General features: G+C 64.3%; 15 protein-coding genes and 1 pseudogene. 12 read left to right on the forward strand and 4 right to left on the reverse strand.

All coding sequences use genetic code 11. The features are described from left to right. The first annotated feature begins 12 nt into the window (after positions 1–12). A complete protein-coding gene (locus tag PF66_RS15985; RefSeq protein ID WP_054060482.1) occupies positions 13–915 on the forward strand; it encodes a LysR family transcriptional regulator in 903 nt (300 codons plus the stop codon). Between the two features lie 116 nt (positions 916–1,031). On the opposite strand, the gene PF66_RS15990 is transcribed toward PF66_RS15985, so the two are convergent. From PF66_RS15990 to PF66_RS33120, 3 genes are all read right to left on the reverse strand, one after another. After that, the gene (locus PF66_RS15990; protein ID WP_054060483.1) at positions 1,032–1,802 is read right to left on the reverse strand and encodes a substrate-binding domain-containing protein; all 771 of its coding nucleotides are present in this window, start codon (positions 1,800–1,802) and stop codon (positions 1,032–1,034) included. Positions 1,803–1,880: 78 nt separating this feature from the next. Continuing rightward, positions 1,881–3,179: an MFS transporter gene (locus PF66_RS15995; RefSeq protein ID WP_054060484.1), complete on the reverse strand. Its 1,299-nt coding sequence runs from the start codon at positions 3,177–3,179 to the stop codon at positions 1,881–1,883. Between the two features lie 45 nt (positions 3,180–3,224). After that, the gene (locus PF66_RS33120) at positions 3,225–3,572 is read right to left on the reverse strand and encodes a hypothetical protein (protein ID WP_162491347.1); all 348 of its coding nucleotides are present in this window, start codon (positions 3,570–3,572) and stop codon (positions 3,225–3,227) included. On the opposite strand from PF66_RS33120, the gene PF66_RS16000 reads away from it, so the two are divergent. The 8 genes and pseudogenes from PF66_RS16000 (at position 3,550) to PF66_RS16030 (ending at position 12,135) form a co-directional block, all read left to right on the forward strand. Next, entirely contained in the window at positions 3,550–4,863 is a 1,314-nt protein-coding gene (locus PF66_RS16000) for an MFS transporter (RefSeq protein WP_193394210.1), read from the forward strand. The two genes, PF66_RS33120 and PF66_RS16000, sit on opposite strands and share 23 nt — an antisense overlap. A 72-nt stretch (positions 4,864–4,935) precedes the next feature. Continuing rightward, complete coding sequence (locus PF66_RS16005) at positions 4,936–6,123, forward strand: MFS transporter (protein WP_054063237.1); 1,188 nt, start codon at positions 4,936–4,938, stop codon at positions 6,121–6,123. 103 nt (positions 6,124–6,226) lie between these two features. Further along, positions 6,227–6,778 (forward strand): phosphonate metabolism protein/1,5-bisphosphokinase (PRPP-forming) PhnN, encoded by a 552-nt coding sequence (gene phnN / locus PF66_RS16010; protein WP_054063238.1) that lies wholly within the window; start codon positions 6,227–6,229, stop codon positions 6,776–6,778. Between the two features lie 52 nt (positions 6,779–6,830). Next, positions 6,831–6,926 (forward strand): annotated as a pseudogene (locus PF66_RS33475) (SRPBCC family protein); the annotation flags it as partial. Between the two features lie 124 nt (positions 6,927–7,050). After that, on the forward strand, positions 7,051–7,710 hold the full coding sequence (locus PF66_RS16015) for an ABC transporter ATP-binding protein (RefSeq protein ID WP_054063239.1): 660 nt from the start codon (positions 7,051–7,053) through the stop codon (positions 7,708–7,710). Beyond that, positions 7,707–10,196: an ABC transporter permease gene (locus PF66_RS16020; protein ID WP_054063240.1), complete on the forward strand. Its 2,490-nt coding sequence runs from the start codon at positions 7,707–7,709 to the stop codon at positions 10,194–10,196. The genes PF66_RS16015 and PF66_RS16020 overlap by 4 nt, the downstream gene beginning before the upstream one ends. Beyond that, on the forward strand, positions 10,186–11,265 hold the full coding sequence (locus PF66_RS16025; protein ID WP_054063241.1) for a lipocalin-like domain-containing protein: 1,080 nt from the start codon (positions 10,186–10,188) through the stop codon (positions 11,263–11,265). Before PF66_RS16020 ends, PF66_RS16025 begins: the two co-directional genes overlap by 11 nt. Positions 11,266–11,343: 78 nt before the next feature. Next, complete coding sequence (locus PF66_RS16030; RefSeq protein WP_054063242.1) at positions 11,344–12,135, forward strand: class I SAM-dependent methyltransferase; 792 nt, start codon at positions 11,344–11,346, stop codon at positions 12,133–12,135. A gap of 9 nt (positions 12,136–12,144) precedes the next feature. Here the strand turns inward: PF66_RS16030 and PF66_RS16035 are convergent, their stop codons facing one another. Further along, a complete protein-coding gene (locus tag PF66_RS16035; protein WP_054059790.1) occupies positions 12,145–13,029 on the reverse strand; it encodes a helix-turn-helix domain-containing protein in 885 nt (294 codons plus the stop codon). Positions 13,030–13,309: 280 nt separating this feature from the next. Here PF66_RS16035 and PF66_RS16040 point away from each other — a divergent pair, with 280 nt between their 5' ends. The 3 genes from PF66_RS16040 (at position 13,310) to PF66_RS16050 (ending at position 14,411) form a co-directional block, all read left to right on the forward strand. Next, complete coding sequence (locus PF66_RS16040; RefSeq protein WP_054063243.1) at positions 13,310–13,504, forward strand: Flp family type IVb pilin; 195 nt, start codon at positions 13,310–13,312, stop codon at positions 13,502–13,504. A 154-nt stretch (positions 13,505–13,658) separates the two neighbouring features. Then, positions 13,659–13,853, forward strand: a complete 195-nt coding sequence (locus tag PF66_RS16045) for a Flp family type IVb pilin (RefSeq protein WP_054059788.1) — start codon at positions 13,659–13,661, stop codon at positions 13,851–13,853. 27 nt (positions 13,854–13,880) lie between these two features. After that, complete coding sequence (locus tag PF66_RS16050; protein WP_054059787.1) at positions 13,881–14,411, forward strand: A24 family peptidase; 531 nt, start codon at positions 13,881–13,883, stop codon at positions 14,409–14,411.

Genomic DNA, 14,411 nt, shown 5'->3' on the forward strand with positions numbered 1-14,411 from the left:
TGAGTGTACGCCGTGGCCATCAACTTCGATTTGAACGACCTGCAGGCCTTTCGCGCGGTGGTCGAGCAGGGCAGTTTCCGCAAGGCGGCCCAGGCCATCAATATTTCCCAGCCGGCCCTGAGCCGGCGGGTGGAAAAGCTCGAGGAAGCCCTTGGCGTGCGGCTGTTCGAACGCACCACCCGACGGGTCAGCCTGACCCAGGTCGGTCGCGCCTTCGCGCCCACGGTGGAGCGGCTGCTGGATGATCTGGACGTTGCGCTGCTGGGCATCACCGATGTCGCTTCGACCCGGCTGGGGCATGTCACCGTGGCCTGCGTGCCCTCGGCGGCGTATTACTTCATGCCCAAGGTGATTGCCCACTATCACCGCCAGTACCCGAAGATCCGGATCAAGGTGCTCGATTCCAGCGCCAACGACGTGCATGCGGCGGTGCTCAGCGGCGAGGCGGACTTCGGCCTGAGCTTCACGGGCAATCTGCAGCCGGAAATCGAGTTCGAGCTGCTGGTGGAGGAGCGTTACGTGGTGGCCTGCCGACGTGATCATCCGTTGGCGCAGCGGGCCAGTGTGAGCTGGAAGGAACTGTACCAGCAGGACTACATCAGCCTCGACAAGACTTCGGGCAACCGTTTCCTGCTCGATCAGGCACTGATTCGTCTCACGCCGGAAAAGCCGGGGGTCTGCGAGACCCGGCACGTCACGACCATGATCGGCCTGGTGGAAGCGGGGCTAGGGGTGGCGGCGGTGCCGACCATGGCGATGCCGGGACCGGAGCATCCGATTCTGACCGGTGTGCCGTTGATCGAGCCGCAGGTGATGCGCAAGGTGGGGTTGCTCAAGCGCCGGGGCCGGGTGCTGACCCCGGCGGCTCTGGAGCTGGAGCGGCTGATCGTGGAAATGAAGCAGCCGGCGGGGTAGTGGGGGTTATGAGGTGGGGGCTGGCCAGGCCGTTTGCGGATGAATCCGGTTCCCACGGACTGTTGTGAGAACCGGATCTGTCCGCGAAAGCGCCAGCATCCGCCGCGCAAAACGGCTCAGCGGCTCACTGAGTCCAGCCCGGTGGCCTTCACCGTCTCCTGGGCAGCCGGGGCAGCCAGGTACTGGAGCAATGCCTTAGCCTGTTCCGGGTGTTGTGCATCAACCGGAATACCGGCGGCGAACCGGGTCACCGATTGCACCGACTCCGGAATCTTGCCGACAAAGGTCACCCCCGGTACCGGCAGCAGCTCGCTGACCTGCTGGAAGCCCAACTGGTATTCGCCGCTAGCCACCACCGTGCCCACCGGGATCTTCGGTACCATGCTCGCCTTGGGCTTGAGCTGGGCCTCGATGCCCAGGCGCTTGAAGAGCTGCTCCTGGATATACACACCGCTGGCGCTATCGGAGTAGGCCACGGACTTGGCCTTGAGCAGGGTGTCCTTCAGTTCCTGCTCGGTGCCGATGGCCGGCTTGGCACTGCCTTCGCGCACCACCAGGCCGATCCGCGAGTCGGCCAGTTCGACCCGCGAAGCGGGCACGACCTTGCCTTGCTTGATCAGTTCATCGAGGGCGTAGCCGACCATGATCACCACATCGGCCTTTTCGCCGCGCGCCAGTCGATTGGGGATCGCCTCCGGGGCCTTGCCCATGGACGGGCCGAGCGCGGTGTCGAGGGTGTTGCCGGTTTCGGCGGCGAATTTCGGGCCGAGAATCTTGTAGGCGGCAGTAAAGCCACCGGAAGTCATCACGCGGATTTCCTCGGCCTGGGCGACGCTGCCCAGGGCCATGCTGCCGATCAGGGCGAGTTTCAGAAAGAGTGCTTTCATCACATGTCTCTTCTTGGAAGGGTGGAATACGGTGCTGCCCCATGGGAACCGGCTCCCACAGGGCAGAGGGGGCCCAAGCTAGAGGGCAGGCTTGAGCTGCAGATTCGCCTTGCGATACAGGAACAGCGTCGCGCACAGCGCACAGATGGCGGCAAGGCTCATCCAGTAACCCGGTGCGGCCTTGTCACCGCTGTATTCGATCAGCGCCGTGGAAATCGCCGGGGTGAAACCGCCGAACACCGCGGTCGCCAGGCTGTAGGCCAGGGAGAAACCGGCCACGCGGACTTCCGCCGGCATGATTTCGGTCAGCGCGGCAATCATCGCGCCGTTGTACATGCCGTAGAGGAACGACAGCCACAGCAGCACCAGCAGCATGCTGCTGAAGCTCGGTGCCTTGACCAGCAGCGACAGCGCCGGATAGGCCGTGGCCAGGGTCAGCCCGGCCATGGCCAGCAGTACCGGACGGCGGCCGATGCGGTCGGAGAGGGCGCCGCCCAGGGGCAGCCAGCAGAAGTTGGAGACACCCACCAGCAGGGTCACCAGCAGGCTGTCGGCGGTGCTCAGGTGCAGTACGGTCTTGCCGAAGGTCGGTGCGTAGACGGTGATCAGGTAGAAGGCGGTGGTGGTCAGCGCGACCATCAGCATGCCGGCAATCACCGTGACCCAGTTCTGTGCCAGGGTGTTGAGCACTTCACGCATGCCCGGGCGACGCTTGCGCTGGGCGAACTCCTCGGTTTCCGCCAGGTTGCGGCGCAGGAAGAAGATGAACGGCACGATCAGGCAACCGAGCATGAACGGAATGCGCCAGCCCCAATCGGCCACGGCGCTGGCGGCCATCCACTGGTTCAGGCCATAACCCAGGGCGGCGGCGACCACCACGGCGACCTGCTGGCTGCAGGACTGCCAGGCAACGTAGAAACCCTTGCGCCCCGGTGTGGCGATTTCCGCCAGATAGACCGAGACCCCGCCCAGCTCGGCGCCGGCGGAAAACCCTTGCAGCAGGCGCCCGAGCAGGACCAGGGCCGGAGCCAGCAGGCCGATGCTCTCGTAGCCGGGTACCAGCACGATCAGGATGGTGCCGCTGGCCATGATCGACAGGGTGACGATCAGGCCCTTGCGCCGACCGACCTCATCGATATAGGCACCGAGAATGACCGCGCCCAGCGGGCGCATCAGGAAGCCGGCACCGAAGACCGCGAAGGTCATCATCAGCGAGGCGAACTCACTGCTGGCAGGAAAGAAGGCGGCAGCGATATAGGTGGCGTAGAAGCCGAAGAGAAAGAAGTCGAACTGCTCGAGGAAGTTGCCCGAGGTGACACGGAATACCGCGCCCGCCTTGGCACGGGCGGAACTGGCGGTGGGTGGTGTGGCGTGCATCGTTAGATCTCCAGCGTTTTTATGGCCTGCATCGGGTGCAGATTTTTATTGGTGGTGATACTGGAGCAGCCTTATAGATTTGATAAGTGCATTTTTAGAATGGATTGATGCATTTTGTGGATCATTGCCAAGCTTTTGGTTGGGCGTGCTCCCAGAAAGCGCTAGTTTATCGGGCAGAGTCAGGAGATCACCCTGGGCGGCGGGACGGAGCCAAGCCTGATGTGAGTTCGTACAGTCAGGGTTCAGCAAGATCTGCTCACGGATATTGAGCAAAACGCTATGATCCGCAGGGTAGAGCGGATTTCGGGGGTGTGTGATCAGCGGTTCATCGGGAATTTTCGGGCTGCGCCTGTCGCGCCAGGCCAGTGGCATGTTGGCGATTCTGATCGCCATCGGCCTGTCATCGTTGGACACCGCCATTGCCAATACGGCATTGCCGGCGATTTCCAGCAGTCTGCACACCACGCCCGCCGCTTCGGTGTGGATCATCAACGCCTATCAGCTGGCGGCGGTGGCCACCCTGCTGGCCTTCGCCTCCCTCGGCGGGGTGCTTGGGCATCGCAAGATCTATATGTTCGGCCTGGTGCTGTTCACCGTGGCCTCGGCGTTGTGTGCGATGTCGACCACCTTGACCCAACTGACGCTCGCCCGGGTGCTGCAGGGCATTGGCGGCAGTGCGATCATGAGTGTCAACGCGGCGCTGATCTTCAGCCTGTTCCCGCCGGAAAAACTCGGCAAGGGCATGGGGCTCAATGCGCTGGTGGTGGGGATCTCGTTCGCCGCCGGGCCCACCGTGGCCTCGCTGATCCTGTCGGTGGCCGACTGGCCCTGGCTGTTCGGGGTGAACATTCCCATCGGGCTGATTGCGCTGGCGATGGCGATCCCTTCGCTGCCGCATACGCCGCCCAATGGCCAGCGCTTCGCCTGGGGCACGGCCGGCCTGAGCGCGCTGACCTTCGGTTCGCTGATCTATGCGTTGGGCGAGGGCGCCCAGTTCGCCGGGGCGACGGCGATCTGCATGGCACTGCTGGTGTGTGTCTGCGCCGGTTACCTGATGATTCGCCGGGAGGCCGGGCATCCGGCGCCGATGTTTCCCCTCGATCTGCTCAAGCGGCCGATGTTTGCCTTGTCAGCCCTGACGGCCTTTTGCTCGTTTGCCACCCAGGGCCTGGCGTTCGTCTCCTTGCCGTTCTTTTTCGAGACGGTGCTGGGCCGCGATCCGGTACAGACCGGCTACCTGATGACGCCCTGGTCGGTGGTGGTGGCGTTGATCGCCCCCTTAGCCGGGCGACTGTCGGACCGCTACCCGCCAGGGTTGCTCGGGGGAATCGGCCTGGGCGTGCTATCGCTGGGCATGTTGTCCCTGGCCTTGCTGCCCAGTGATCCGAGTGCATTGGAGATCGGCATCCGCATGATCATCTGCGGGCTGGGTTTCGGCTTCTTCCAGTCGCCGAACCAGAAGGCGCTGTTGACCAGCGCGCCGCGTGAGCGCAGCAGCGGGGCCAGCGGGACGATCGCCACGGCGCGGTTGCTCGGGCAGTCGACCGGGGCGGCGCTGGTGGCCTTGAGTTTCGGTATCTCGAGCCATGAGGGGCCGATTCTGGCACTGTTTATCGGGGCGGGGTTTGCGGCGGCGGCTTGCCTGGCGAGTTTTTCGCGGTTGGTGGCGCGTCACGACATTTGACGTGCTGGCCCCGCCTTTGGCGGTTCGCGGGCAACCGAGCATCGGCCGGCCGCTCCTGCAAGGGGGAAAGGGATGGGCAGGGATTACCTGGCGTTTTTTGCGTCGTTGTTTCTTTCAAGGCTGGCCGATCAGATCCTGTTGTTCATCGTCCCGCTGATGGTGTTCCAGACCACCCACAGTGCCGCCTGGACGGGATTGGCGTTCTTTGCCGAGGCGTTGCCACGGTTTCTGGCCTTTCCGGTATGCGGGGCCTTGTGCGACCGCTTTTCGCCGGTGCGTATCCTGCATCTGAGCCAGGCCTGCCGGGCCGTGGCCTGCGTACTGGCCGTTGCCGGTCACGGGCTGTTCGACGGGATCTACTGGCTGGTTGTGCTGTCGGCGTTGTGCGGGGTACTGACCACCCAGGGCATCATGGCCCGGGAGGTGCTGTTGCCGCATATCTTCGCGCGCTACAGCTACACCAGGACGCTGTCCTATTCGCAGATCGCCGACCAGAGCGGCCTGGTGCTCGGCCCATTGTTGGCCGCGCTGCTGCTGGAGGCCATGGCCTGGCAATGGGTGGTGCTGGGGGTGGCCGGGCTGTTCGTGCTGGCCGACCTGGCGATGCTCGCCTGGAAACGCAGCAGCGCGGTCACGCTCCCTGCCTTCGAACAGCAGCCGGGACCCTGGCTGCAGCCCTTGCGCACGGCCCTGGGGCATATCCGCACGCTGCCCGAGTTGCAGAAAATCATCTGTCTGGCGGTCGGGGTCAACCTGATCGTCGGCGTGACCCTGGCGACCTCCGCCACCCTGGTGGTCGGCGTCCACGAGCAGGGCAAGGATTACTATGCCGGGCTGCAGGCGGTGGGCGCCGGTGTGACCATCGCCATCCTGTTCGTGCTGGCACGGATCAGCCTGTCGTTGCGCCTGCTGGGCGGGCTGTCCTATGCGCTGATTCTGCTGGGCGGTTTCATCAGCGGCTTCAGTCCCTCGATCGCAGGGTATGTGCCAGGCTTCCTGCTGGTGATCGGCTTTGACAAGATGTTCAACGTGTACATGCGCAGCGTCCGCCAGCGGGCCATCCCGGTGCAGGATTTCGGCAAGACCGTTGGCGTGATCACCTTGCTGAACAACCTGTCGCAGCCCCTGGCAGGTTTGCTGGTCGGGATACTGGCGGCACCGCTGGGGGCTCGTGGGGTGGTGCTGGTGCTGAGCATGGCAAGCACGCTCATCGGCGTGGCGGTGTGCTGGCGATGGTTCAGGCGCGTACCGAAAACCTGATCGCGCCACTGGAAAAACCCCGCTGATTGGATATTCTGTGCGGCGATTATTGATCCGGCCAGCCGCTGCTACAGGCCTGGCGACAAGTACAGAGGATGTGGTGATGGCGGGCAGGTTGATCTATCTCATCGGGCCTTCGGGCTCCGGCAAGGACAGTCTGCTCGATGCCGCCCGCGATGACCTGGCGCAGCATGGCTGCCGGATCGTGCGACGGGTCATTACCCGTTCCGCCGAGGCGGTGGGCGAAGCGGCCCACGGGGTCAGTGCCGAGCAGTTCGCGGCGATGCGCGAGCAGGGGGCCTTTGCCATGAGCTGGGAGGCCAACGGCCTGAGCTATGGCATTCCCGTTGAAATCGATCAATGGCTGGCTGATGGCCTGGACGTGCTGGTCAACGGCTCGCGCGGCTACCTGCCCCAGGCCCGCCAGCGTTATCCCGACCTGCTGGCGGTGTTGCTGACGGTGGACCAGGCGGTATTGCGCGAGCGGCTGCTGGAGCGGCGTCGTGAGTCGCCGGCGGAGATCGAGGCACGGTTGGCGCGCAATGCGGCCTTTACCCTCGGAGCCGGAGACGACCCGTCGCTGGTGCTGCTGGACAACTCCGGGCCGATCCGCCAGACCGTGACCCGGCTGTTCGCCCTGATCGGCAAGGGGTGAACCCGCCGACGTCCCGGCAGGTGTTGTCTGAAGTTGAAGGGGGGCTGTCCGGCTGCCGTTCATTCCCGACAGCCGCCTGAGCGAAGGCGGCCGGGTCCGCAGCCTGTGGACCGCCAATGGTGGTGTGGGGGGCGAGCGCCTGGAGGCGTTGCGAGCCAACTTCCCCGGTTGAACGCGCGTGCAAAATGGTTCGTGATGCCCTATAACGGCTGACATCGTAAAGCCCGGCCTGGCGTTTCGCTGGCCGGGCTTGTCTCGGGAAGAGGTTATCGATGTTGCGTATTCGCGGGTTGAGCAAGGCCTACGCCACGGCCCAGGGACCGCTGGCCGTGTTGCAGGGGGTGGATCTGGAACTGGAGCAGGGCGCGAGCCTGGCCCTGATGGGGGAGTCGGGCAGTGGCAAGAGCACCCTGTTGCATCTGGTGGCCGGCCTGGACCGCGCCGACAGCGGTTCGATCGAGGTCGGCGGGCGTGACCTCTGCCAATTGAGCGAGGTGCAACTGGCCAACTGGCGACGCCAGGACATCGGCCTGATCTTTCAGCAGTTCAACCTGATCCCCAGCCTGAGCGTAGCCGACAACCTGGCATTCCAGGCGCGCCTGGCCGGGCGCCATGATCGGCACTGGGAGAACCAGCTGATCGAGCGCCTGGGGCTTGGGCAGACCCTGTCGCGTTATCCCGAACAGCTCTCCGGTGGCCAGCAACAGCGGGTCGCCCTCGGCCGTGCCCTGGCGGCCCGACCGCCGTTGATCCTGGCCGACGAACCCACCGGCAGCCTCGACGAGAGCACCAGCGACGAGGTGCTGGATGTGCTGCTGGAATTGCTCGTCGACAACGCCACCAGCCTGTTGATGGTCACCCACAGCGAACGCATGGCCAGCCGCCTGCAGCGTCGAGTGCGTCTGCACGGTGGCCGGCTGAGCGAGTCATGAGGACGTTCTACTGGGCCTTGCGCGCGCTGCTCAGTCACTGGTGGCGGCATCGCGTGCAACTGGCCAGCGTCCTCGCCGGGTTGTGGTTGGCCACGGCCTTGCTGATCGGTGTCCAGGCGCTCAACAGCCAGGCTCGGGACAGTTATGCGCGGGCCAGCCAACTGATCGGCGGTACGGCGCCTTATCGCCTGGTCAGCCGCGATGGCGGGCATTTCGAGCAGCAGGTGTTCGTCCGGTTGCGTTTGGCCGGCTGGCCGGTCTCGCCATTGTTGCAGGGGCGTCTGGAGCTGGATGATCCCGGCCAGCCGGGGCATGTCCAGCGCCTGCAGGTGTTGGGCATCGATCCGGTCAGTCTGCCGCGCGACAGCAGCCTGGCCGGTCAGGCCGTGGACAGCGAACCGTTGCTGGCCTTCATCGGCGTGCCGGGGCAGACCTGGGTGGCGGCCGATACCCTGCAGCGCCTGGGGCTGAAGGTCGGCGAGCGGCCACGCACGCCGCAAGGGTTGCTGCTGCCGCCTCTGGCACTGCGCCCGCAACTGCCGCCCGGCCTGCTGCTGATGGATATCGGTGCCGCCCAGCAGTTGCTCGATGCCCCGGGGCAGTTGTCACAACTGTTGCTGGCGACCGACTTTGCACGCACCGATCCTTCGTTGCCGGGCGATTTGCGCAATCGCCTGCGTCTGCAGGCGCCGGGTGACGAGAGCGACCTGGCGCACCTGACCGAGAGTTTCCATCTCAACCTCAGTGCCCTGGGTTTCCTGGCATTTATCGTCGGCTTGTTCATTGTCCACGGAGCGATCGGCCTTGCCTTGGAGCAGCGCCGCAGCCTGCTGCGCACCCTGCGTTCCTGTGGGGTCAGCGCTCGCTGCCTGTTGAGCGCGCTGGCGGTGGAACTGCTGGGATTTGCCCTGGTGGGTGGGCTGCTCGGCGTGATCAGTGGTTACGGTCTGGCCAGCCTGCTGCTGCCGGATGTCGCCGCGAGCCTGCGTGGGCTCTATGGTGCCGAGGTGGCTGGCAGCCTGAACCTGCCGGCCAGCGATTGGCTGGCGGGGCTGGGGCTGTCCGTGGGCGGTGCCTTGCTGGCCGGCGCTGGCAGTGTCTGGCGGGCTGCGCGGCTACCGTTGCTGGCATTGGCCCAGGCCGAAGCCTGGCGGGCGGCCCAGGCCCGGCGGTTGCGCCAGCAGTTCTGGTTGGCCGTGTCGCTGGCGTTGCTGGTGCCGGCGTGCATCGTCTGGGGCAACAGCCTGGCCAGTGGCTTTGCCTTGATGGCGGCCTTGCTGATTGCCGCGGCGCTGTTGTTGCCGGTTTGCCTGAATGGGTTGCTGAGCGCCTGGCTGCCGGCCTGCCGTCGGCCCCTGAGTCAGTGGTTCATCGCCGACAGCCGCCAGCAGTTACCGGCGCTGAGCCTGGCGCTGATGGCCTTGCTGTTGGCTCTGGCCGCGAACATTGGTGTGGGTAGCATGACCTCGGGCTTTCGCCAAACCTTCAACGGCTGGCTCGACCAGCGCCTGTTCGCCCAGTTGTATATCACTACCCAGGACTCCGCTCAGAACGCGCAACTGGAACACTGGCTGGCGGCACGTAGCGATGTCCAGGCGGTATTGCCGGGTTGGGACGCCGAAATCAGCCTGCAGGGCTGGCCGACCCAGGTGCGCGGCATACCGGAGGTGTCGGCCTATCGTCAGCACTGGCCATTGCTGGCGTCGGTCGAGGGGGCCTGGCCGCGGTGGCTGGCGGGCGAGGGGGTGATGGTCAGCGAGCAACTGGCGCGGCACCTGGGGCTCGAACTCGGTCGCTCATTGGTGCTGCCTACCCCGGTTGGCGACTGGTCGCTGCCGGTGCTCGGCATATACGCCGACTACGGCAATCCCAAGGGTCATCTGCTGCTGGAGGGGCGTGCGCTGCAGGCCCACTGGCCTGAACTGCGGCCAACCCGCTACAGCCTGCTGACCGCTGCCGACAGCGTGGCGCCGCTCAAGCAGGCGCTGCGGCAGACCTTTCATCTCGACGAGGCGCACCTGATCGACCAGGGCGAACTCAAGGATACGGCCGGCAAGGTCTTCGAGCGCACCTTCGCCGCGACCACGGCCCTCAACAGCCTGACCCTGGGGGTGGCCGGCGTCGCGCTGTTCATCAGCCTGCTGAGCTTGAGCGAAAGCCGCCTGGGGCAGTTGGCGCCGTTGTGGGCGCTGGGGGTTGGCCGTCGCCAACTGCTGTTGTTGAGCCTGGGGCAGACCCTGCTGCTGGGCTCGCTGACGCTGTTGCTGGCAATCCCGCTGGGGCTGGCATTGGCCTGGTGCCTGGTGGCGGTGGTGAACGTCCAGGCCTTCGGCTGGCGTCTGCCGATGATCGTCTTCCCCTGGCAACTGCTGCACCTGTCGCTGATGGCGCTGGTGGTGACCCTGGTGGCGGCCGCCTGGCCGTTGTGGAAGTTGTTGCGGGTCAGCCCGGTGGCCTTGTTGAGGACGTTTGCCAATGAACGCTAGGGGCTTGTTCGCATTGCTGTTCGGCTTGCTGCTGGTTGGCTGCGATCAATCGCCGGCGCCTGAAGTGCAAGGCTTCGCCGGTCTGGGCGCGAGCGCCAGCGATTTCGCCCAGGTCGTACCGGGGCAGACGCTGGAGTTTCCCCGCGACCACGGTGCGCATCGCGACTATCGCATCGAGTGGTGGTACATCACCGCCAACCTCAAGGATGCCGAGGGTCACCGCTATGGCGTGCAATGGACGTTGTTCCGCAGCGCCCTGCGGGTGCCCGGCGACCTGCAGGGCTGGAGCGAGCCCACCTTGTGGATGGGGCATGCAGCCCTGACCAGTGAGCAGGGGCATCACTATGCCCAGGCCTTGTCCCGGGCCGGGGTCGGTACCGCTGGCGTCGAGGCCGAGCCGCTGCATGCCTGGATCGACGACTGGCAACTGCGCAGCCTCTCACCGGCCAACCAGGGCCTGGGGCAGATGTTGCTGACGGCCCATGGCAGCGATTTCGGCTACCGGTTGCACCTCAGTAGCGATCGGCCGTTGGTGTTGCAGGGGGATCATGGCTATAGCCTGAAGTCCGGCAAGGGGCAGGCCTCGTGGTACTACAGCCAGCCGTATTTCCAGGTCAATGGCAGTCTGCAGGTCGACGGGCGTGAGGTACAGGTCAGCGGCCAGGCCTGGCTCGACCGCGAGTGGAGCAGCCAGCCGCTGGCAGCGGAGCAGTCCGGCTGGGACTGGTTTTCCCTGCACCTGGCCGATGGCTCGAAGGTCATGCTGTTCCAGGTGCGCCAGCAGGGCGGCGAGGCCTATCGGGCCGGGACCTGGATCGGTGCCGATGGCCAGGCGCAGGTGCTCCGGGGTGACGATATCCGGCTGACGCCCGGGCGGGCGGCCCGCGTCGCTGGCCGCCAGTTGCCGGTGGAGTGGCAATTGGAGATTCCGAGCCGGCAGTTGCGCATCGAGACGAAGCCGTTACGGGACGATGCCTGGATGGGCACGACCTTTTCCTACTGGGAGGGGCCGATCAGCCTGAGTGGCAGCCAACAGGGCGTGGGGTATCTGGAGATGACCGGGTATTGAGGGCGCTTCCAGATGGCCTGGTTGATATTCGCCTGACCGCAGCGTGCCCGATAGAGGATGACTTAAAGGAGGACTGACATGAGCACCGAACCAATCCGCTTCAATGATGGTGCCTCGTACGAGCGGTACATGGGCAAGTGGAGCCAACTGGCGGGGGAGGCGTTCCTTGACTGGATAGCCCCGGCACCGGGCCAGCGCTGGCTGGACATCGGCTGTGGCAACGGGGCCTTCACCGAAATGCTGATCGGGCGCTGCGAGCCGGTGTCGGTGGATGGCGTGGATCCCTCCGAGGAACAACTGGCCTATGCACGTACACGACCGGCGCTGGGCTCCACCACGTTCCTGCTGGGTGATGCGATGGCGCTGCCCTACGACGAAGACGCGTTCGACATTGCGGTGATGCCGCTGGTGATTTTCTTCGTTCCCGAGCCGGCCCAGGGCGTTGCCGAGATGGCCAGGGTCGTGCGCCCTGGCGGCGTCGTTGCCGCCTATGCCTGGGATATGTACGGGGGCGGCTTCCCCTATGAGGCGCTGTTGTCGGAGATCCGCGGGCTGGGCATCGCGGTGCCGAAGCCACCCAGCCCCGAGGCTTCACGGATTGAGGACATGCGCCAGCTCTGGGCCGCGGCCGGCCTGCATGACATCGAGACACGCGCAATCGAGGTCAAGCGCACTTTCACCGATTTCGATGATTTCTGGGAAACTGCCCAGGGCGCGCCGAGTGTCGGTGCGACGCTCGCCAGGATGGCCGCCGAGGATCTGGCCCGGCTCAAGGCGCGGCTGCGTGAGCGTCTGCCGGCCGATGCGCAAGGCCGTATCACCTACGGCGCCCGGGCCAATGCGGTGAAGGGGCGGGTGCTGGGCTCGTGACCGCAAGCCTCAGCCTTCCATCGTCTCGGCCCCAAGCGTCTGCACCAGGCCTTCGAGCATTTCCGTGGTCGCAGGGTCCTGCGCCGGCTCGACCACGGCTCGCGCTCCGAACTGGCGCGTCAGGCGATATTCGCTCGGCGTGCAGTTGGCGAACTGCTTGAAGGCGCGGGCGAAGTAGGAAGGGTCCTTGAAGCCGGCCTCATAGCCGATGCTGGTAATGGGCATCTGGCTGTTGTCCAGCAGCTCCTTGGCGAAGTCCATGCGCTTGTTCAGGATGTAGTCGGTGAAGCCGAGCCCATAGGTTTCCTTGAACAGGCGGCTGAAGCGGAAGGTGGTCATGCCGCAGCGCGTGGCCAGTTCCTTCTGGTCGATGCTGTCGCGAAAGTGCTGGTCGATGTACAGCAGCACATGGCTGAGCGCCTGGTGCTTCTGATGGTCCGCGGTCATCCGGATACTGCCCGGCAGGGTCGGCGAGTGGTCGATCCGTGGGGTCTTGCGCTGGTCGTTGACCGGGCGACGCAACTCGTGGAGCTGGAGCACCGCCGCCAGGTAGCGATTCCTTTCGGCGACGCTCAGGGGCAGCACCATGTATTCCCAGACACACGAACGCATGGCCCACACCGCCAGTTCCTCGGAGTGCTGCACGGTGAACATGGTGATCGGGATGGTGGGGGCGGCGTGCTTGATCTCCAGCAGCATCCTCAAACCCGGTGTATCGGGACGATCGAAGTGGATGCAGATCATGTCGGGGTGCAGCTTGCCCGAGAAGGCCGACTCTTTTGCCAGTGTGCAGTCGCAGGCTTGCTCAAACTGCCTGATGAGTTCGGGGGTGCTTCGATCCCGGGTTCGATCGAACCACAGCAGTGATGGTTTTCTGGTCACCTTCGACGTCATGCGCTCTGCTCTGAGGTTCGTACGGCCATCCATTGAACAGTATTGCCAATGTGGCCGCGCCTTTTCAGATTGAATCTCGATAAAAAGAGCCGACCTCAGTGCCTGCTGTTCTATGTGGCGTCGTTGCCGTCTCATGCCTGCAAACGTCTGCCCGCAAAAAAGTCCTAGGGATACGCAAAATCCTCCTAACCCTCCTGCAAGTGCCCTGACTACTGTAGCCACAAGCAGTTTTAAAACAGCTGCTGCCCGGTCATAACAACAAGCGAATGAGGTGTGCGAAATGACTCTTCAAACTATCAAGACTTCGGTAATGAAGTTCGCCAAAGATGAAGATGGCCTGACTATTGTGGAATACGCAGTGGCCGGTGGCTTGATTACCGTGTTGGTGGCTGCAGCCTTCGTTCTTTTGGGCGGCGCCGTGAACACCAAGATCAGAGCGCTGTGCCAGGCCGTCAATAACAACGTTGCGTGCTGATTACCCCCGACTCTTTGCCGGGGTGGCGCAGTTGTTCGTGGAATAACCGGTGGTCACTTCTTATCGGGGAGCCACCGGATAATTCGATGAACTTCGAGCGGTCCCTGTCGATGCAAGTTGCGGGTTGCATGAATGCTCAAGTGAGGTGTGCAAAATGACACTGCAAACAATAAGAGCGGCGATACGCAAGTTCAGCGCGGATGAAAATGGCCTGACCATCGTCGAGTACGCGGTGGCCGGTGGTTTGATCACCGTCGCTGTGGCCACGGCGTTCACGCTGCTGGGTGGCGCGGTGAATACCAAGATCATGGCGCTGTGCCAGGCCGTGAATAACAACGTTGCGTGCTAACGACCCATCCCACCTGGGAGACGCGCCATGTCCACGGAACTGCTGTTTTCTACCGTTTTGCTGATAGGACTGCTTGGCGTGGCGGTGGTGAGCGACCTGCTTCGCCACCGTATTCCCAACACGCTGGTCCTGTTGGGACTGGCGCTGGGACTGGTCGGTCAGTTTCATTCAGGGGGTATGAGCGGATTAGGCGATGGCCTGTTGAGCGTGCTGATCTGTTTTGCCCTGTTCATTCCCATGTATGCGGTGGGCGGCATGGCGGCCGGTGACGTCAAGTTGATGGCCATGGTCGGCAGTTTTCTTCCTTTCCATTATGCCTTGTGGGCGGCGTTGTTCAGCCTGATCGCTGGCGGCCTGTGCGGTTTTCTGATCGTGCTGATTCGCGGTCAGTTATTCAAGACCCTGGGGCGCTACTGGCTGATCATGCGGGCGCAGGCCTATCTGGCGCCCACTGCGGATGAAGCGGCCGGCAAGCCTTTCCCTTATTCGATTGCCATATTGCTTGGCACGTTGAACACCCTCAGCTGGCAACTGTTTGCCAGCGGATTGGGAGGTTAG

The organism is Pseudomonas asplenii (assembly GCF_001293465.1).
Taxonomy (GTDB): Bacteria; Pseudomonadota; Gammaproteobacteria; order Pseudomonadales; family Pseudomonadaceae; genus Aquipseudomonas; species Aquipseudomonas fuscovaginae_B.